Source organism: Glaciecola punicea (assembly GCF_001756615.1).
Taxonomy (GTDB): domain Bacteria; phylum Pseudomonadota; class Gammaproteobacteria; order Enterobacterales; family Alteromonadaceae; genus Glaciecola; species Glaciecola punicea.
Genome location: NZ_LZXY01000004.1, coordinates 1 through 17477 on the forward strand (window position 1 = coordinate 1; position 17477 = coordinate 17477).

General features: G+C 45.1%; 19 protein-coding genes. 9 read left to right on the forward strand and 10 right to left on the reverse strand.

The window, feature by feature from the left end; translation table 11 throughout:
- On the reverse strand, positions 1-851 hold an 851-nt coding region (locus BAE46_RS06020), incomplete at its 3' end, for a YicC/YloC family endoribonuclease (RefSeq protein WP_070111986.1).
- Positions 852-1077: 226 nt separating this feature from the next.
- Between BAE46_RS06020 and rph the strand changes: the two genes are divergently transcribed.
- The 3 genes from rph to tusA all read left to right on the forward strand — a co-directional run bounded on the left by rph (position 1078) and on the right by tusA (position 2866).
- Entirely contained in the window at positions 1078-1791 is a 714-nt protein-coding gene (gene rph / locus BAE46_RS06025; protein ID WP_006004327.1) for a ribonuclease PH, read from the forward strand.
- A gap of 24 nt (positions 1792-1815) precedes the next feature.
- Positions 1816-2457, forward strand: a complete 642-nt coding sequence (gene pyrE / locus BAE46_RS06030) for an orotate phosphoribosyltransferase (RefSeq protein WP_070111987.1) — start codon at positions 1816-1818, stop codon at positions 2455-2457.
- Positions 2458-2584: 127 nt separating this feature from the next.
- A complete protein-coding gene (gene tusA, locus BAE46_RS06035; RefSeq protein WP_425307100.1) occupies positions 2585-2866 on the forward strand; it encodes a sulfurtransferase TusA in 282 nt (93 codons plus the stop codon).
- 78 nt (positions 2867-2944) lie between these two features.
- On the opposite strand, the gene BAE46_RS06040 is transcribed toward tusA, so the two are convergent.
- The 5 genes from BAE46_RS06040 to BAE46_RS06060 form a co-directional block, all read right to left on the reverse strand.
- Positions 2945-3709 (reverse strand): class I SAM-dependent methyltransferase, encoded by a 765-nt coding sequence (locus tag BAE46_RS06040; protein WP_070111988.1) that lies wholly within the window; start codon positions 3707-3709, stop codon positions 2945-2947.
- Between the two features lie 40 nt (positions 3710-3749).
- Entirely contained in the window at positions 3750-4328 is a 579-nt protein-coding gene (locus BAE46_RS06045) for a YqaA family protein (protein WP_070111989.1), read from the reverse strand.
- 131 nt (positions 4329-4459) lie between these two features.
- Complete coding sequence (locus tag BAE46_RS06050; protein ID WP_425307101.1) at positions 4460-5785, reverse strand: metal-dependent hydrolase family protein; 1326 nt, start codon at positions 5783-5785, stop codon at positions 4460-4462.
- A 229-nt stretch (positions 5786-6014) separates the two neighbouring features.
- Entirely contained in the window at positions 6015-6566 is a 552-nt protein-coding gene (locus BAE46_RS06055; protein ID WP_070111991.1) for a DUF1285 domain-containing protein, read from the reverse strand.
- A gap of 16 nt (positions 6567-6582) precedes the next feature.
- The gene (locus tag BAE46_RS06060; protein ID WP_006004344.1) at positions 6583-7455 is read right to left on the reverse strand and encodes a DUF3014 domain-containing protein; all 873 of its coding nucleotides are present in this window, start codon (positions 7453-7455) and stop codon (positions 6583-6585) included.
- A gap of 251 nt (positions 7456-7706) precedes the next feature.
- On the opposite strand from BAE46_RS06060, the gene BAE46_RS06065 reads away from it, so the two are divergent.
- Positions 7707-8015, forward strand: coding sequence for a DUF6482 family protein (locus BAE46_RS06065; RefSeq protein ID WP_006004348.1), 309 nt, complete (start codon positions 7707-7709; stop codon positions 8013-8015).
- Between the two features lie 83 nt (positions 8016-8098).
- Here BAE46_RS06065 and BAE46_RS06070 read toward each other — a convergent pair whose 3' ends face one another.
- Positions 8099-9424 (reverse strand): ABC1 kinase family protein, encoded by a 1326-nt coding sequence (locus tag BAE46_RS06070; protein WP_070111992.1) that lies wholly within the window; start codon positions 9422-9424, stop codon positions 8099-8101.
- Positions 9425-9662: 238 nt separating this feature from the next.
- On the opposite strand from BAE46_RS06070, the gene BAE46_RS06075 reads away from it, so the two are divergent.
- From BAE46_RS06075 to BAE46_RS06085, 3 genes are all read left to right on the forward strand, one after another.
- Positions 9663-10349: a hypothetical protein gene (locus BAE46_RS06075; RefSeq protein ID WP_006004351.1), complete on the forward strand. Its 687-nt coding sequence runs from the start codon at positions 9663-9665 to the stop codon at positions 10347-10349.
- 74 nt (positions 10350-10423) lie between these two features.
- Positions 10424-11638 carry a glutamate 5-kinase gene (proB, locus tag BAE46_RS06080; protein WP_006004353.1) on the forward strand — a complete coding sequence of 405 codons (1215 nt, stop codon included), beginning with the start codon at positions 10424-10426 and terminating at the stop codon, positions 11636-11638.
- Between the two features lie 233 nt (positions 11639-11871).
- Complete coding sequence (locus BAE46_RS06085) at positions 11872-13017, forward strand: hypothetical protein (protein ID WP_070111993.1); 1146 nt, start codon at positions 11872-11874, stop codon at positions 13015-13017.
- A 74-nt stretch (positions 13018-13091) separates the two neighbouring features.
- Here BAE46_RS06085 and BAE46_RS06090 read toward each other — a convergent pair whose 3' ends face one another.
- Positions 13092-13913 carry a DUF6671 family protein gene (locus BAE46_RS06090; protein WP_006004357.1) on the reverse strand — a complete coding sequence of 274 codons (822 nt, stop codon included), beginning with the start codon at positions 13911-13913 and terminating at the stop codon, positions 13092-13094.
- A gap of 119 nt (positions 13914-14032) precedes the next feature.
- Entirely contained in the window at positions 14033-15079 is a 1047-nt protein-coding gene (locus BAE46_RS06095; protein ID WP_070111994.1) for an AI-2E family transporter, read from the reverse strand.
- Between the two features lie 264 nt (positions 15080-15343).
- On the opposite strand from BAE46_RS06095, the gene BAE46_RS06100 reads away from it, so the two are divergent.
- Positions 15344-16579 (forward strand): multidrug effflux MFS transporter, encoded by a 1236-nt coding sequence (locus BAE46_RS06100; protein WP_006004361.1) that lies wholly within the window; start codon positions 15344-15346, stop codon positions 16577-16579.
- 21 nt (positions 16580-16600) lie between these two features.
- Here BAE46_RS06100 and BAE46_RS06105 read toward each other — a convergent pair whose 3' ends face one another.
- Positions 16601-16882 (reverse strand): DUF6471 domain-containing protein, encoded by a 282-nt coding sequence (locus BAE46_RS06105; protein ID WP_070111995.1) that lies wholly within the window; start codon positions 16880-16882, stop codon positions 16601-16603.
- 201 nt (positions 16883-17083) lie between these two features.
- Between BAE46_RS06105 and BAE46_RS06110 the strand changes: the two genes are divergently transcribed.
- A complete protein-coding gene (locus BAE46_RS06110) occupies positions 17084-17473 on the forward strand; it encodes a DUF2170 family protein (RefSeq protein ID WP_006004364.1) in 390 nt (129 codons plus the stop codon).
- Positions 17474-17477 lie beyond the last annotated feature (4 nt).

A 17477-nucleotide genomic window follows, 5' to 3' on the forward strand; every position in this document is an offset into this window, starting at 1 on the left:
TGGATCTGCTCCCGCATCTGCTCAATCAACACCTTCAACTCCACCGCCGACTGCGTCACTTGAGAGTTAATCGACTTCGATCCAAGCGTATTCGCTTCACGATTAAACTCCTGCATCATAAAGTCTAAGCGTCGCCCAATAGCCCCGCCTTGCTGCATAATCTTATTCGTCTCGCTCACGTGCGAACGCAAACGGTCAATTTCTTCGGTAATATCTGATTTTTGTGCAATCAGCACCATCTCTTGCTCTACACGCGTATCGTCTAATTCAATCTTCGCTTCTTTAAACTTGTTGCGAATGCGGTCTTTTTGCCATTCCAGAATTTCAGGCATATGGCTTTCAATTGTCTTTGCTTCATTTTCAATACCGGTGAGGCGTTGCTCAATTAGCACTTTCATGTTTTCGCCTTCACTAGCGCGTGATGCAATAAACTCTTTCAAGGTAGCGTCAAATAAATCAAGCAGCTCTTTTTGCACGCCATCCATGTCGGCTTCAACACTATTCATAACGCCGGGCCAGCGTAAAATATCGGTAGGATTGATGTCGCCGTTTGCCCCTTGCGTCTGGCTCCACTTTGCAGCTTCAATTAACTGCTTTGCGAGAGCTTCGTTCACGCTAAATCCGGCGCTGTTGCCGTCATCTAAATTGATGCGTAGGGCGCACTCTACTTTGCCGCGCTGCAGCTTTTTACGCAGGCGCTCGCGTAAACTTGGCTCAAGGCCTCTAAAATTTTCAGGTATGCGGTAGAAGGTTTCTAAATATCGTTGATTAACCGATCTAATCTCCCACACTGCAGTGCCCCAATTGGCTTTGTGTTCTTTGCGTGCGAATCCGGTCATACTGAAGATCATGGGTGAGTCCTTAGTTTTTAGTCGCGTGGTGCTTCTTCGAACTGCAAGTTTACAACAAGTGATTGTGTTTTGCGCGCTCTTAAACCATGTAATCTAGTATTTATATAGGCTATAATCTACGCTTCTTAAAGGCTGTTTGTTGTTGCACCGTTAAGGCGTACTTATATCGCTTTTACGGCAATTTTCATCCTTACTCATTTTTTCAACACCCTAGGAGCTTTGTTTTATGCGCCCAAGTAGCCGCACCGCTAGTCAAATCCGCCCTGTTACCATTACCCGCAACTTTACTATTCATGCTGAGGGCTCGGTGTTAATCGAGTTTGGCGACACCAAGGTCTTATGCAACGCCAGTGTGCAAGAAGGCGTACCGCGCTTCATGAAAGGCCAAGGCAAGGGCTGGATAACGGCTGAATACAGCATGTTACCGCGTGCCACCCATACTCGCTCCGATCGTGAAGCGTCGCGTGGCAAACAAGGCGGCCGTACCCTTGAAATTCAGCGCTTAATTGCTCGTTCACTGCGCGCAGCGGTTGACTTAAAGCTCTTAGGTGAAAATACCATTACCGTAGACTGTGACGTTATTCAGGCCGACGGCGGCACTCGCACCGCGTCTATTACCGGCGCCTGCGTTGCCATGGTTGATGCACTAAGTTGGATGCGCGCCAAAGGCATTTTAAAAACCAATCCGCTAAAGCACATGATTGCAGCGGTATCGGTAGGCATTTATAAAGGCAACCCTATTGCTGATTTAGAATATACTGAAGACTCGGTTGCCGAAACAGATATGAATGTGGTCATGACTGAAACCGGCAAGCTTATTGAAGTGCAAGGCACCGCTGAAGGCGAACCATTTAGCTTTGACGAAATGCAAGAAATGCTTGATTTAGCACATGCGGCTATTAAAGAATTATTTGAGCTTCAGCGTAGTGCGCTTAACTAATTAGCAGACCCTTTAAGGAATGTCATGAAAGATTACAAACGCGACTTTATACGTTTTGCTATTAAGCGCCAAGTACTTCGTTTTGGTGAGTTTACGCTTAAATCAGGAAGAGTAAGTCCTTACTTCTTTCATGCGGGGCTATTCAATACAGGCAAAGACTTAGCTAAGCTAGGCGGTTTTTACGCCGCCGCTTTACATGCCGAAGGAGTTGAGTTTGATATTATGTTTGGCCCAGCTTATAAAGGCATTCCAGCCGTTACCGCAACCGCAATTGCCATGGCAAATAACTACGGTGAAGACATCCCTTATTGTTTTAATCGTAAGGAAGCTAAAGCGCACGGCGAGGGCGGCAATCTAGTTGGCTGTGAGCTAAAAGGCCGCGTAATGCTAGTTGATGACGTGATTACTGCAGGCACCGCTATTCGTGAATCTATGCTGCTGCTTGACGCTAATGGCGCGTCATTAGCCGGCGTGCTGATTGCCCTTGACCGTCAAGAAAAAGGACAGGGCACGCTGTCTGCTGTGCAAGAGGTAGAGCGCGATTTCAGCACCAAAGTGCTTTCTATTGTGACTTTGGGTGATATTGTTGAACACTTGAAAGCCGATAAGAGTAATGAAGGATCCATTGCGTCTATTAATAAATACCGCGAAACCTATGGCATTTAGGGCTATTGCTTATAAATACGACAGTAAGCCTAGCCGCGCGCTTAAGGATCATAGCGCTTAAGTATCATAGCGTTAAATGCCATGACGGTAACCATAACAACCATAAACGCGATAGAGTGAGTGAAGCGTGAAAGATGAACCTAATGTAAGCCCATTGGCATTGCCCGAGCCATTTTCCAAGGCTGATAAACACCTAGATGCTTTAGGCCTTCGCTGCCCCGAGCCTGTCATGATGATTCGCTTACAAGTCAGAAATATGCAGCAGGGGGAAACACTCACTATTGTGGCAGACGATCCCGCTACTACACGTGATGTGCCAAGCTTTTGCCGTTTTATGCAGCACACGCTGTTAGCTAGCGACACTCAAAATATTCCCTACACCTATCTGATTAGAAAAGGGATCCAATAACTTTATCGCGCACACAAAAAAAGCCTGCAGGTTCTTAAATATTACACTCAAGACCCTGCAGGCTTTTTGTTATAAGGTTTAGGGCTTCATAAACTTGAGCGTCCAACGATCGCTGTTACCCGTTACCGTCTTTGCACCTACCTCAAACCGTAGCTCATCATCTTCACGATAATGCAGGTCGCTGTAGTCGACTAACACAAAGCCCGCGTCTTGAATTTCTTTAATCGCTTGCACCGGATCCATGCGGCGGCGGTTGCTGTTTGTGGCCGGCTCCATATGACGTGCCGTATGGTCAATAACACCGTATATACCGCCCGACTTTAAGGCATCAAACGCGAGTTTGTTCATAGTGGCGCGGCCTGCATCGTTGAAGTTATGGTAGTTTCTAAAGGTAAGCACCATGTCTACATCGTTTACTCCGAGGCTTGATGCTTCTAAGGTATAAAAACCAGTGCCGCCTTCCTCAAGCGCAATTTGTGCGTCTTTAGCAATGACATTCATGCGCTCAAAGCCAGGCGCTTCTGCTAAATTATTTTCTATGCGTGTGGCGCCTATCGCACCATAGTAATTACCTTTTTCGTTCAACAAAGGTACTAATAGTCGGGTATACCAGCCACCACCGGGAACAAGTTCGACTACCGACATGTCATCTTTAATGCCAAAAAAAGTCAGTGTCTCTAATGGCTTGCGATTATCGTCGCGCGCTAGGTCAGAGGCGCTGCGTACATCTGAGGCCATTGCTGCTTTTAATTTATCTTGTACGCTTGCAGTACTTGTAAATGCAGCGGCGCTCATTGCGCAAATTAGGACAATGTTGGTAAGTGTTTTTATAGATGTTTTCATACAGTTTCCCTGTTTAGATAATGTTCTGCTTGTACGTAAATTAAGCACTAGGCCAAAACTGCAGGCCAAGAAATAACAATACTGCCAGCACGCCAATTACTATGGCCTGGGATTTATACTGGCGGATCAGCGCTTCGGTTTTATCGCCAAAATAATAAACGAGCAGTGCTAGGCCAAAATAGCGAATTATTCTGCTGCTGGTCACTGCTATCATATACAGGATCAAAGAATATTGCGACACGCCTGCTGCTAGCATGGCCAACTGCAGGGGCACGGGCGTTATGCCGGTGCTAAATATCAACCAAAAGCCTTGGTCTTTCATAGTGCCTTGAAAGATTTCAAACTGCTCTTCGCTGGTGATATAGTCCATAATGAAGTCGCGCGCGATATCAAAAAGGTAGTAGCCTACCGCATAGCCTAAAAGTGCGCCTAACATGCAGCCTAAGGTGGTAACTGTGGCAATTATCCAAAGCTTTTCACGCCTTTTTTGCATGAGCGGCACCAAAATAGCCTCAAGGGGTATAGGCACAATCGTTGATTCTAAGAAGGAAGCCGTGAATATACCTTTGAGCATGTGCTTTGAATGTATAAAAGATTTAATGCGCGCTTTGATTGACATAAATGTGTGCTGCTATCCATATTTTTATACGCACTAGCCTGCATTGAAGGCTCGCTGCAGGCTAAGGCGTATCACCAATGGGCTTGAAACCACACTAGTAATTATGCAAATGTAAAAATGTATGTATAGCGCTACTCTTGCGTGTGCTTGTAAACCTTACCGTCTTTCATCACAAAGCCAATATTTTCTAGCAGTGAAATCTTCTCCAGTGGATTGCCTTTCACTGCGACTAAATCGGCCAGCTTGCCCACTTCAATAGTGCCTAATATGTCATCAATTTTCAGCAATTTAGATGCATTGTAGGTGGCGGAGCGTATTGCATCCATTTGCGACATACCGGCCTCAACCATCAGCGCAAACTCTTGGCCATTGTCACCGTGAGCAGATACGCCCGAGTCGGTGCCAAAGGCAATCATTACGCCGTTTGCATGAGCTTTGGCGAAAGTGCCTTGAATAAGGGGGCCAATGGCGGCGGCTTTTGGGCGCACTATTTCAGGGAAGTAACCATCAATTTTAGCTTTTTCGGCCACAAAGTTACCCGCTAAAATGGTGGGTACGTAATACACGTTGTGCTTGCGCATCAGCTTAAATATTTCATCATCCATGTAGGTGCCGTGCTCAATAGAATCAACCCCGGCTAAAATGGCGCGCTTCATGCCTTCTTTACCGTGGGCGTGCACCGCTACTGTCATCTCGTAGTCTTTTGCGGTTTGGACAATGGCGGCAAGTTCATCGTCCATAAACTGTGGGTTTTGGCCACTTTTAGCCACCGATAAAACGCCTCCAGTGGCGGTGATCTTAATTAAATCAGCGCCGTCTTTATAACGCTGACGTACCGCTTCGCGTGCTTCATCTGCGCCGTTAATAACGCCGTCTACTGGCTGTGGTGAACCCATCAAGCGTTTGCTAAATGAGTTCGTTGGATCGGCATGACCGCCGGTGGTCGCGATTGATTTTGCGGCAGTATAAATTCTTGGGCCTGGCACTTTTCCGGCGTTTATGGCATTGCGCAGCGCCACGGTTTCGTTTAGCGAGTCGCCTAAGTTTCTGACCGTGGTAAAGCCTGACATTAAGGTAGTTTGCGCATATACCACTGAGTCTATGGCATAGTCAGCTTCGTTGTTTGTAAAACGCTTCATGTAGCCGGCAGGGCCTTCATTTTGAAACGATAAGTGCGTGTGCATGTCCATGAAGCCGGGCATAAGCGTGTAGCCGCTTAAATCAATGAAGGTGTCATCGTTGTCACCCTCAATTCTGCCGTCTTCAATGCTCACTATTTTATTGTTTTCGATAATAATTGTTTTATCAGCGCGAATTTTTGTGTCTTTGCTTGAAATTAGTGTGCTTGCAAAAATATGCGTCGCGCTTTGAACGGGCATGGCGGCAAACAGAAGTGCGCTGACAACTAGGCCAGACATGGCTAAGGTGTGGGTTGTGGAAGTGCAGATTTTAAGCATTGTGATAACCTTTATATGTAGTTATCACACCATAAGACAAATTGAACAGCAAATCAAAGCTTTAGAATGGCTTGCTTGATTTATTTCAGAAAACCGTCGGCAAAATAAGAAAAGGTACAAGCCACTATATAAGTGCCACACGCAGCTTAGCGACGCTACGCCGCGATTTAAGGTGTATCCGCCACTGTCTTATATTTAGCTAGCGGCGCTTATCAACACCGCTACGCGACTATTCTTTAAATGTGCCAATGGCGAAACTATAGTCTCCACTGCTAAGATGCAGCGCGGTGGTGTTGTTTTGCTTAACTTGTTGGGCTTGATCGACCCATCTATACAGCACGTTTTGGTGCACGCGCGCCCACAAGTTTCGCCGAATGTGGCAATAGGGGACCAAATTCCCCTCAAACTCTCTTATTTCCACCGGATGCTCTTTACTTATGCGCACTGAGTCGCCGGTTAGGGTGTCTACTTGAATAAGGCCGCTAGCCTCATCAAGCGACGCATCTATTATCACAAATGGAACATCTTCTACGGTAATGCCTATCTTTTCACCGGGAGTGACTAAAAAGTACTTTTCGCCCTCTTTTTTTACCACACTTGCTAGCAGCGCAATTAGTTTAGCACGGGTAAAAGGAGTACCTTCGTGCCACCATTGGCCGCTTCGCTTTATCACTAGGTTCATGTCACCACAAAAAGGCGGATCCCATTTGTCTACTGGAGGCATTGATTGTGCGCCGCTGCCTGCCGCTGAAATTTGTTTTTGAAGCTGTGCTATATCCATACCTTCTCCAACTTACCTATTCATTTCTATCTTCTAAGCTTTCTCTTAAATTGTGCAATACATCTTTTATCCGGCGCATGTTCTCAGGGCCGGTTCTAAGCAATTGCTTTTGTGGCCCCGACAGTCGCTCTAGGCGATCATCTTTAAATTTAAACATAGCGCTTTCGGTATACACCTCAATTGGAACGGGCACCTGTGGCGTATCTAAAAGTGTATTTATAGCGTCAATGAGCGCTGAATCGAAGTTTTGGCCAGGACGGCTAATTTCCGCATATTTATTTTTGATATTAGCTTCATAGCTATCAAATAGCGCTAACAGCTGGTCAATATCAATAGATTCTAGTGCGTCAATGTATCGGTTATAGCGCTGAAAGCTAGCGATATCTATCCAGGTTCGGTCCGCCTGTTGATAGGTTTTAAATTGCTCAACTGGAGGTGTTAGCAAAGTGTCTTTCACAGAAAGCTGTGCGTTTGCCAGGTTGTCTACGTTGATAACAAATTTCTCAATTAAACGCTCGTTTACTAGCAGTGATGCTAGCGCTGGAGACGAGGCAACGGCCGCTATTGAAGATTTTACGAGAGCATCGTCTAAGCCAAGCACTAGGTCTACCTCTACTTCCACCACCTCAATTTGAGTCACTTCCATATCAGGTGAAATAACCATTTCGGCGGGTTTTGGCGGTGCTTCAAATACATCAGGTTCAGGCGCGTCGTTTATGTCATCGGCTTCAATGGTGGTTTGACCAAGGTCAATTGCAATAGGGACTGGGCCAGTCTTTGCATCGTCTGAGGTAGGCCACAATATAACTGTGAGTAATACCACAAATAGTAAGCCTGCCACGATTAAATACGGCTTCATTTTTTCTATCTGATTCGGTTCACTAGACATATAATTCTCCTTTTTCTGGCATAACGTGTGTGATGGGTTTGTAATACAATGCCATTTACCAACCTCAATGCGTACACCTAGTATACACAAAAAATACGACCCTATATTTATCAATTAATTCGCTGTTGCTAAATGTTTTTATGTCGCTATTTTTGAACTCCTCATATTTTTTGGCGTATACCAATATTACCAAACGCGCTGTGTTAAGGCTCAGTACGCACATTTATAGTCTAATAAGAGATGTAATTTTGATGATAAAATTCCTAATGTCGAGTATTGCGAAGCAGCCAATAAGTATCGACAAGCTTGAAGTACAATCGTTTGAGATGAACGTTTATTTGGTCAAACTGCACACACTACATAGTGCCGGTTTTGTATATGATAAAAACGACCGTCCTATGCGTTTCCACAACTCTCAGCAAGTGCGCGATGCGTTTGAACAATGTGATGTAAAAGAAGCGGTTATGGTGCACGATTCTCCTTATGACGAAATGGTGGGCAACCCCAATAAGGCTGAGCAGTCCACGGAAATGCCGTTTTCAATGCAGCAGCCTTATTAGTGTGCTAAGGCTGAACTTACGGTAAACCAATGCTTGCTCTATAGTTCAGCACTTAACAATTCAGCACTTTACAATTCAACACTTTACAATTCAACACTTGCAATAAACGGTGCCAGTAAGCAGCGCAGGCGAACATCAGCATTCACTTTATTGGCCAGCATCACTGCGCCGGTGATTTTGCGATTTATCAAGGCAATGTCAACGTCGGGAGATGCCACCGCGCTTTTATCACTTAGCAGTACCATGGTTTCTTGCTGCAGGCGCTTAATGATTAGGCTTTGTTTGAAATTATAGCGGTCGACCTTTAGGCTTTCACCCGCCATTAAGCAGGCACTTTTGACTATTTGCTTAACATGCGCGGGCGAATCACGTCTTAACAGTCCTAAATGAAGTAGCGCTGCTAACATGGCTTCCCCATCGCCTGCTTGCATTGCAGCGGCCATTTGCTTGTATGCCTTGCTTGCTTTATCGCTTATTGTTGTGCACGCGCCAAAGTCTAGCAGCACTAGCTTTTGGGTGTCTTGTTGATATAAAAAGTTAGCAAAGTTGGGATCGCTTTGGGTAAATTTAAACGTAAACAGCTCGTTAAACACCAGTTCCATTAAATGTTCAGTAATAGTGTTTTTAAGCTCGCTAGGGGCTTCATCTAGCTGCGCGATAGGGCTGCCTTCCACAAATTCCATGCACAAAATAAATTCATTGCTGAGCGCTTTGTAGGTGCTTGGCACTATGTAGCGCTCATCATGCTGCAGCAGGCTTTGGTATTTTTCTAAATAGGCTAGCTCAATGCGGTAGTCGGCTTCTTGTTTGAGTTGCGCTTTAGCTTGAATGAGTATGGTATCAATGTCGATGCTTTTGGGGATCAACCGAGCAAGCTTTAGCAGCCTAGCCACGTTGTCTATGTCGCTGTCGATAGAGGTGGATACGCCGGGATATTGCACTTTTACGGCTAAGTGTTCGCCTGTTTTTAGCTGCGCTTTATGCACTTGTCCTATAGAGGCTGCCGCAATTGGCTCAAACGAGAAATATTCGAATTTATCAGCCCAATCGCTGCCCCAGTGCAGGTTTAACATACTAAGTAACTGGTGTTTCGGCATGCTGTTAGCCTGTTCTCGCAGCAGCGCTAGTATAGGCTCCCAGGCAGGAGGCAGTATTTCACCGGCATCCATGGAAAGCATTTGTCCTATCTTCATGGCCGCACCGCGCATTTGCGCTAAATGCTTGGTAAGCGTTTGTGCATTGTTAGTATTTAGTAAGGTGTTTTGCACGTTGGGCTTTTGCGCACTAAACGCCGCCGATACCGAATTTTTAATCACGTTACCGGTGAGCGAGCCGGCTAAGCTTCCTAGCGAAGTGAAGCGAGCGATACGCGAGCTAGGCACTGATTTTTCGGTGAACTTGTTGGGCATTTTTACTCTTTTTTAACGGTGAGGTTCGATTTATATAGCCTCTACTAATAGTTTACACACAAGCTAAAGATCATACTATTACACATAGTGTGTGTGCACTGATTTATCGTACATTTTTTATAAACCGCCTTGCATTTTTTCTCGTTTAAAAAGGATATGAAGTAGTCTTGATAGTCGCTGCGCGAGCGCAAATAAAAAGCGAGTGCAGATGTGTACCTAAAACGGAAAGTTGACGGATATGCCGTATAAAATTGCCATAATATGTGTATTGTTACCTCTTATTACCGTTCATTTAACCTTAACGGTGTCTATTTCTTTTGATAATCTGCGCGCGTGTCTGCCGTATTGGTCGCACTGCCATTCCATAAGTGCCACGGGCCGTCAATATCCTGAATTCTTTGTGTTTAAAGCGTTCATGATACCTACCGCGGTATTTATGGGTATGTACTGGCTGCTGCTGCACACATGGCTAAAGCAAATAAGTGACAGCAACATCAAGCCTCATATAATCACCGCGTTTGGGTGCATGGCCGCGTTTATGCTCATTGTGTACACGGTAACGCTTGGCGCAGTGGGAGAGCCATATGCCTTAGCCAGACGTCTGGGGGTAACCGTATACTTTGGCTTTACTGCCGGTGGGCACCTGCTGTTGCTGCTCAAATTTAAGCAGGTGAATACGCAAATGTTGAATATAGCCGGTGAAGTCAAGGCTATGGCTTATTTGTGTTTCGTGATGCTTACCACGGCGCTTGCTTCAGCGGTAGCCGGGTTTTTATGGGAAGGCTGGGATAATTGGGAAAACGCATACGAATGGTGGTTTTCGATCATCATGATATCGCTTTTTTACTGTGTGGCGAGAATGTGGAAAAAAACCGGCTTTACGAGCGCGCTTTCTACTAAAGTGAAGGTTAAAAACACGGGGTAAATAAGCATTAACGCTTAAAAGTATACGTTTTAACGTTCAGTAATGGCTAAGAAGGTGTATTATTCAGATAACACATGACTTCTTATTTAGCCCGAATGACCCATAGCAGCCAAGAATATCCTCATCCATCCTCTAGCGTTTCGCATATTGCGCCTTGGCAACGCGCGGTGATTAAAGTAGGAAGCGCGCTGGTATCGCCCCACGGGAATGGTTGCTCAACGCAGTATCTAAGGGCTATTAGTGACTTTATTGTTGCCAGTATCAGCCAAGGTAAGGAAGTGATTGTGGTGTCCTCGGGCAGTATAGCAGCAGCAAGGGGCAGCATTAAAACCGGCTTAAAGCCGTCAATTGCCGAAAAACAGGCAATGGCCGCGATTGGCCAAATGCGAATGATGGCTAATTGGGCGGCGCTGTTTGCGCCTTTACCAGCGAATGAACACAGTCATAAGGCAAGCGCTATAAACTGCGCGCAGATTTTAGTGACGGTAGAAGATTTGGCTGATCGCAAGCGCTTTATAAATATTAAAAGTACCTTAGAAACGCTGCTTATCAATAAAATTATTCCCATTGTGAATGAAAACGACACCGTCGCCGTTGATGAAATAAAAGTGGGTGACAACGACAACCTAGCCGCGCACACCGCTATTGCCGCCCAAGCCGACTGCTTAATTATTTGCACTGACGTAGACGGTTTATTCACCGCAAACCCCAGAACATCGCCCAGTGCGCAATTAATAAAACACCTTAGCGTAATAGACGCAAACGTTATGGCACTTGCCGGTGGCGCGGGCTCGGCAGTTGGCACCGGCGGCATGATCACCAAGCTCCAAGCGGCTCAAAAATGCACGCAGTCGGGTATTCAAACTATATTAATAAACGGCACCAAAGCCAGTAGTTTCATAGCGTTGGCAAATAACCAATGTTCAGGTACAATTTTTATGCCTCACGCTAAACCAAAGCGCGCTAGACAAGACTGGCTTGCACACACCAGTAAAGTGAAAGGCAAAGTATTTATTGACGCCGGGGCAGCCAAGGCCTTATTTAATACAGGTGCGTCGCTGTTAGCCGCTGGAGTGGTAGGCACCCAAGGCGTTTTTAGTGCAGGTGATAGTATAGAGATCGTTCATGCTGATCACACTTGTGCTAAGGGCTTAGTCAACTATTCCAGCACCGAACTTACGCGCATATTAGGCCGTCCAAGCAGCCAAATTAAAGCTGTTTTGGGCTATTGTGAGAGCGAAGCGGTGGTGCATCGTGATAATTTAGTGCTTAGCGCGCTTGACGCTTAACTGCTTATAAAAGAGTGCTGTAGTCTTTAAAAAAAGTGTGTGTCTGCATTTTCACTCAGTTTTAGTTTTTCGGTTTACAACATGCCAGCTTATGATAGTAAACCTTTTATTATTGCCGCTTCAATCTTAAAGCTACGGGCTTTTACCTCAATATTAAGCCCTGTAAAATAGTGTAAAGATGTGGTTTATTCTTCATATACTATTGTTATTTATATACATTACGGAAACAATTAATGCACTCATTGAAATATTATCTCGCCACTGCCATCCTAATTTTTACGGTATCATCTTTCGCCCAAACAAAACCCATGTGGCCAGGCGCGGAATATTCTGCCGATATACCCACCGTTGAATCGGTGTTAGGCTATGCCATAGGCGAGCGTATTACCTCGCATGCAGATTCGCTTAAATACTTTGAGGCCTTAGTTGCGGCGGCCCCTAAGCGCATTACACTCGTAGAGTATGGCAAAACATGGCAGGGCCGCAGTCTTGTTTATGCGGTGCTAGGAAGTGGCGAAACACTGGCTAATTTACCCGACTTTCAAGCTAACATGCAGCGTTTGTCTGATCCACGCCTCACCAACAAAGTCGCAGCACAAGCGCTTATAAAAGCTTTGCCAGCCTCGGTATGGCTAGGCTACCCCATTACCGCAATTCGTGTCGCGCAATTAGATGATGCAGACTTAGCCCGCTATGACGTACTTATTTTGCCTTCCGGTGATTACCCTGATAATAAAGATATGATCAGCAGTATCCGCAGTTGGGTAAAAGCAGGCGGCATGTTGCTTACCTTAGGTGATGCCACCGAGTTTGCCGCTAGCAAAGACACCGGCCTGCTGGCGCTTAAGCTTGAGCTGGCGCTTAAACAAGACGGCGATGGCAAAGACGAAAAAGACAAAAACGGAAAAGACAAAAACGATTCTACTTCTCGTGAGGATGACGCAGTCGCCGCAAAACAGATAAACGCTAAAGAAGATTTCTTTAAGGCGATTGAAAGTCACAAAGATTCTCCTGATAGTGTGCCGGGGATCTTAGCTAAAATTGATATTGATACCGAGCACTGGCTAGCCGCAGGGGTAAGCAGCAAGGTGTATGGATTGGTCAGAGGTGACACTATATTTCAGCCTATTAAATTAGCCGACGGCATCAACGTTGCTTCATTTTCAGCGAAAGACACGCTACTGGCCAGCGGTTACATATGGGAAGAAAACTTAGCGCAAATGCCGTTTAAACCCTTTATGGTGCAACAACCATTGGGCAAAGGCATGGTTATTGCGTTTACCCAAGACATCGCGGTGCGTGCTTATCAAGACGGTTTGAATATTTTGTTAGCCAACAGTATATTTTTAGCCCCTGCGCACACTGATAAATTGCATTAGTGAATTGCTTGTAAGGATGGCAGCGCACTTTATAAGCAGCTTACGTTTAAATTGCCGCTGCAGGCCCCTAGCTGTTAAGGATTACAAAGCGTGCAAAAAGCAGCCGAAGCGCTCCCAGAAACTTCGCTGCTTTGCTTTTCAAAATGACAGGCATCGCACTTTAGCGCCCTAGGCGCTTGTTTTGTGGTTTTTGCGCCACAATATTCGCAGGGCAAAAATCTGACATCTTTATCACCATGTTTTTGCACAAAATTAACCGTCCGGCATCGTGGGCAATGGCTTTGCAGGCGCTTCACCACATCTTGCGCGGCCAGCGCAATAGTTTGTTGCCGGGCAGGGCAGTGGTGAGCTCTAAAGTCGGGTTCAACAACACAAGGCCATTGCTTCACTAATGGCAAAATATCGCTAAAGTCGAGGCCTTTATGCCACTGCTTACCCTGCAGAAGGAGCCATTTTTGGGACGAGCCGAATTGTGCTATAAAAGGCTGCATTTTTTCACCTAAGGCGATTTCGTTTTTGGCCTCAATGGCTTGTAAGCCTATAAACTGCTGCGCAAATCCAATTACTTCTATTTTTGTTTTTATATCAACAAATGCGATCACCTCCGTGTTGGTAGTTGCGCCGGTAATGAAGGTGCTAAAGCTTCCTTCGCTGCCAAGCCCTTGTGTGCGTTTGGTAAGTTCGCAGGCTAAGTAGGCTTTTTTTAAGGCGGCATCGACAGGCGAGAGTGTGCGTTTGATTTTGTTGTCAAACGTGCCTAGTTCATCTGTATCAAAGGCGCTGGTGCGCTCTATTTGTGCGCCAAATGCTGTATGAAAAATAGGTCTTAATAAATCTTCTTTGCCATGCTTTGTGAGCAGTGCAATGTGTTTTTCTATTAGAAAATGTGTTGTCATCTTTGGCACGTTTAATATATTGAGGCTTAGTTTATACAGTATAAACTAAGCGCGTGTGCAATAAGAAGAAAGTAGGGTGAATCAAAGTTATTAGCCGGGCTTTGCTTATGCTTTTAGTTTTAGTCGTCGCTGTTAAATTCTACTATAAATATATTCCAGAATACGAGAAATAGAGCTGCTATAAGCGGGCCTAAAACAAAACCAGTTATGCCAAATATCGACAATCCGCCTAGTGTTGAAAACAGGACCAGATAATCTGGCAGCTTGGTGTCACGACCAACCAAAATAGGCCGCAGTACATTGTCTGCCAAGCCAATTATAATCGCGCCATATGCCACTAATATGGTTGCTTCAATCCAACTGCCTGTGGCATATAAATAGACAGACACAGGCAACCAAACTAAGCTAGCACCCACTGCCGGGATCAATGACAAAAATGCCATTATCACGCCCCACAGAAGCGCCCCGGGAATACCCAGTAACTGGAAAATAATGCCGCCTAAGGCACCCTGCACAAAAGCAACCACTAAGTTACCCTTAACGGTCGCGCGGGCGACCTCGACAAATTTACTAAAAAGCTTATGTTCGCGCTCATCACCTAACGGTAATGCTTTAATGAGTAAGTTAGTTAATCGGTGGCCATCACGCAGCAAGAAAAAGGTCAAATAAATCATTAACGCCAAGCTGAGTAAAAAAGCGAATGTGTTTTGTCCTACTGTGAAAGCTTCTTCTGCTAAAAACTTACTGCCGCTAATAGCTGTTGCTGATATATTTTGTCGCACTACGCTTGCATCAATCCCAAAACGCTCAAGTACAGTGTTGACGATCGGGAATGCCGTTTGAACGTCATTGAACAACTTACCTGCATTAATATTTCCAGAGTCTAACTGCTGATAAAAGGCGACCCCTTCTTGTATAAAGGTGTATGCAATAGCCAGGGATGGGATTATCACAATAATAAGTGCGATAAACAAAGTGGCTAGGGCTGCTCGGTTTGGCTTATCACCCAGCTTACTGAGTAGTTTTTGGTACACAGGGTAAAAAATAACAGCCACCACACAGGCCCAAAAAATGGCGCCCCAAAATGGGATTAATACCCACACAAACGCAATACTGACAAAAGCGAGTGTGATTAAAAATGACCGCTTCTCTAAGGATTCGCGCATATTTTTGTACCTTGGTTTTAAAGAGTTTTGTACGAATATTCGACAAACTCTCAAATTGATAACAGTGACAATACAATTGATAATTTAATTTACCATAACTGATAAGAATAATCGGTATTTAAGCGGTAAAAGTGCGCGTTTTATTTATCTGTCTCAATACACGCTTTGTGCAGTAATTGCCCCAAAAGTGAGCGCTTAAGCTTACTTTATGGTACTCTGCTGGGCTGCTTTTTAGTCTTCTTATCAAACGAGTTATGTAAATCAATGGAAACCGCAAGAGTTAGCGTCAACCCGCCCGCCGCGGCTAGGTTGCCGCTAGTAGAATTTATTTTATTAATGGCCTTATTAACGTCATTAGTCGCCCTTAGCATAGACGCCATGCTACCTGCGCTTGATCAAATTGGCGCTGAACTTAATAGCACCAGCGCGCAGCAAACCTACCTTATTGTGTCTATATTTTTCGTTGGTATGGCCGCAGGTCAAATATTCTTTGGCCCGTTTGCCGACGCTCGTGGACGTAGGCTAACCATATTAGTCGGCTTAATCATCTTTTTAATTGGCACTGCGGTGTGTTATTTTGCCAACAGCATTGAGGTGTTACTGGCGGGTAGGCTTATTCAGGCCTTTGGCGTGTCGGGGCCGCGAGTTGCTTCAATGGCCTTGGTGCGCGACCTTTACGTAGGCGACGCGATGGCGAGAGTTATGTCCTTTACCACCGTTATTTTTATTCTGGTGCCCATGATAGCGCCGCTGATGGGTCAGGTGGTCATGGTGCATTATGGCTGGCGTCACATATTCACGGTGTTTGCGATTGTAGCGGTAATATCAGCGCTGTGGTTTTTCAGCAGACAAAAAGAAACGTTGCCGAGAGCGAAACGGGTTAAATTTAGCTTTCCTCATTTTGGCCGATCCTTAGTTTGGCTGGTAAAACAGCCAGCTGTAATGGGGCCTGCGGTTGGCATGGGATTCATTTTTGGTGCTTTTTTAGCCTACTTGAGCGGGTCACAAACTATATTTCAAGACATTTACGATACCGGCGAATATTTCCCTTTGCTGTTTGCGCTATTAGCCTTTGCCATAGGTGCGGCTTCATTGTTCAACGGTATTATGGTGGTAAGGCTTGGCATTCTTAAGCTGGTTGGCTTTGCCCTAAGCATGACGGTGGTATTTGGCTTTATGCTGGTCGGCATTAGTATTGCCTATGCGGGTATACCGCCGCTGTGGCTGTTTATCTCGGTTATGTTTTTTGGGTTTTTCTTTTTAGGCGTGCTGTTTGGTAATTTAAACTCATTGGCTATGGTGCCGGTGGGTCATATGGCAGGTGTAGGTGCTGCCTTTGTGGGATCATTCACGAGTGTGCTTGCGGTGCCTATTGCAACATTTATCAATATTTTTCTACAGGATGACATCGCGCCCATCGCCTACGGCTTCTTAATCTTTGGCATGATGACTTATTTTGCGGTAAAACTCGGCATTAAATACACGCCTCTAGACAGTTAATACACTGCATGTTTACGCGCCTTAACTTTTTACGTTTATGTGTGCGTGAAAGTCGTCTGTAATAATTTCCACTATCAAAAAAAACAAACCTGCCGACAGTGCATTGCCCGACACTTTGTTGCGCAGGTTGCTTGAGCTGAGCACCACGTCGCGCTGCTCTAATTTCTCGACTATGCCGTCGTAGGTCATTTCATACTCAACCATTAACTTTTTTATGTGTAACGTAGTTGCTTTAGCGTACGGTAGAATTGACTTCTTGTTATTGACGCTTATATTAACTTGGCTGTGATTACTTGTTTGCATAGTAGGATAGTCCTTTGCGATGATAAAACCGTACCTACAGTATAGCGGCCAACGCAATTTATACAACGCAAATGTTATGCATTACGAGCAGTTGCAATAAATAATAAATAATTGCAACAAATGTGTTGCAATTATTTCTAAACTCACTATTATAATCAACGTCAAACACAAAAAGTAAATTGCTTTTTAACGGAGACCAACATGACAACGAAGCGCGACCACATTCTTTCGCTGATGAACGAACAGATTAATTTTACAGCAGAAGTGGAAGGAGACTGCATTAGCATCTCTAATGACGAGGGCGTAGACGCTTTCTTGGTAGTAGGCGAACAACAGATTGTGGTGGAAACTATATTATTCCCCCTAAGCGCCGTGAAAGACGTGGCCGCCTTAGACCATGATATTTTACGTACGCACCGCTTGGTGCCTTTATCAACCATCGCAGTATCGCGCATTGGCGAAGACGAATATTACGTTGCGTTTGGTGCATTAAGCTTCGACAGCAAAGACGAAGTGGTCGTTGAAGAAGTAGAGGCTCTGTTTGCAAACGTGCCAGAGTTTATAGAATTATATTCAGAACATTTAAAATAGTAGG

Bases quoted from the DNA above. Each gene is read 5' to 3' on its own strand.
- BAE46_RS06065 (WP_006004348.1), top strand. From the start codon at position 7,707: ATGATAAAATTCCTAATGTCGAGTATTGCGAAGCAGCCAATAAGTATC.
- BAE46_RS06060 (WP_006004344.1), bottom strand. From the start codon at position 7,455: ATGTCTAGTGAACCGAATCAGATAGAAAAAATGAAGCCGTATTTAATC.
- proB (WP_006004353.1), top strand. From the start codon at position 10,424: ATGACTTCTTATTTAGCCCGAATGACCCATAGCAGCCAAGAATATCCT.
- BAE46_RS06050 (WP_425307101.1), bottom strand. From the start codon at position 5,785: ATGCTTAAAATCTGCACTTCCACAACCCACACCTTAGCCATGTCTGGC.
- BAE46_RS06110 (WP_006004364.1), top strand. From the start codon at position 17,084: ATGACAACGAAGCGCGACCACATTCTTTCGCTGATGAACGAACAGATT.
- BAE46_RS06075 (WP_006004351.1), top strand. From the start codon at position 9,663: ATGCCGTATAAAATTGCCATAATATGTGTATTGTTACCTCTTATTACC.
- BAE46_RS06105 (WP_070111995.1), bottom strand. From the start codon at position 16,882: ATGCAAACAAGTAATCACAGCCAAGTTAATATAAGCGTCAATAACAAG.
- BAE46_RS06090 (WP_006004357.1), bottom strand. From the start codon at position 13,913: ATGACAACACATTTTCTAATAGAAAAACACATTGCACTGCTCACAAAG.
- BAE46_RS06095 (WP_070111994.1), bottom strand. From the start codon at position 15,079: ATGCGCGAATCCTTAGAGAAGCGGTCATTTTTAATCACACTCGCTTTT.
- BAE46_RS06100 (WP_006004361.1), top strand. From the start codon at position 15,344: ATGGAAACCGCAAGAGTTAGCGTCAACCCGCCCGCCGCGGCTAGGTTG.
- BAE46_RS06045 (WP_070111989.1), bottom strand. From the start codon at position 4,328: ATGTCAATCAAAGCGCGCATTAAATCTTTTATACATTCAAAGCACATG.
- BAE46_RS06055 (WP_070111991.1), bottom strand. From the start codon at position 6,566: ATGGATATAGCACAGCTTCAAAAACAAATTTCAGCGGCAGGCAGCGGC.
- BAE46_RS06040 (WP_070111988.1), bottom strand. From the start codon at position 3,709: ATGAAAACATCTATAAAAACACTTACCAACATTGTCCTAATTTGCGCA.
- BAE46_RS06085 (WP_070111993.1), top strand. From the start codon at position 11,872: ATGCACTCATTGAAATATTATCTCGCCACTGCCATCCTAATTTTTACG.
- rph (WP_006004327.1), top strand. From the start codon at position 1,078: ATGCGCCCAAGTAGCCGCACCGCTAGTCAAATCCGCCCTGTTACCATT.
- pyrE (WP_070111987.1), top strand. From the start codon at position 1,816: ATGAAAGATTACAAACGCGACTTTATACGTTTTGCTATTAAGCGCCAA.
- BAE46_RS06070 (WP_070111992.1), bottom strand. From the start codon at position 9,424: ATGCCCAACAAGTTCACCGAAAAATCAGTGCCTAGCTCGCGTATCGCT.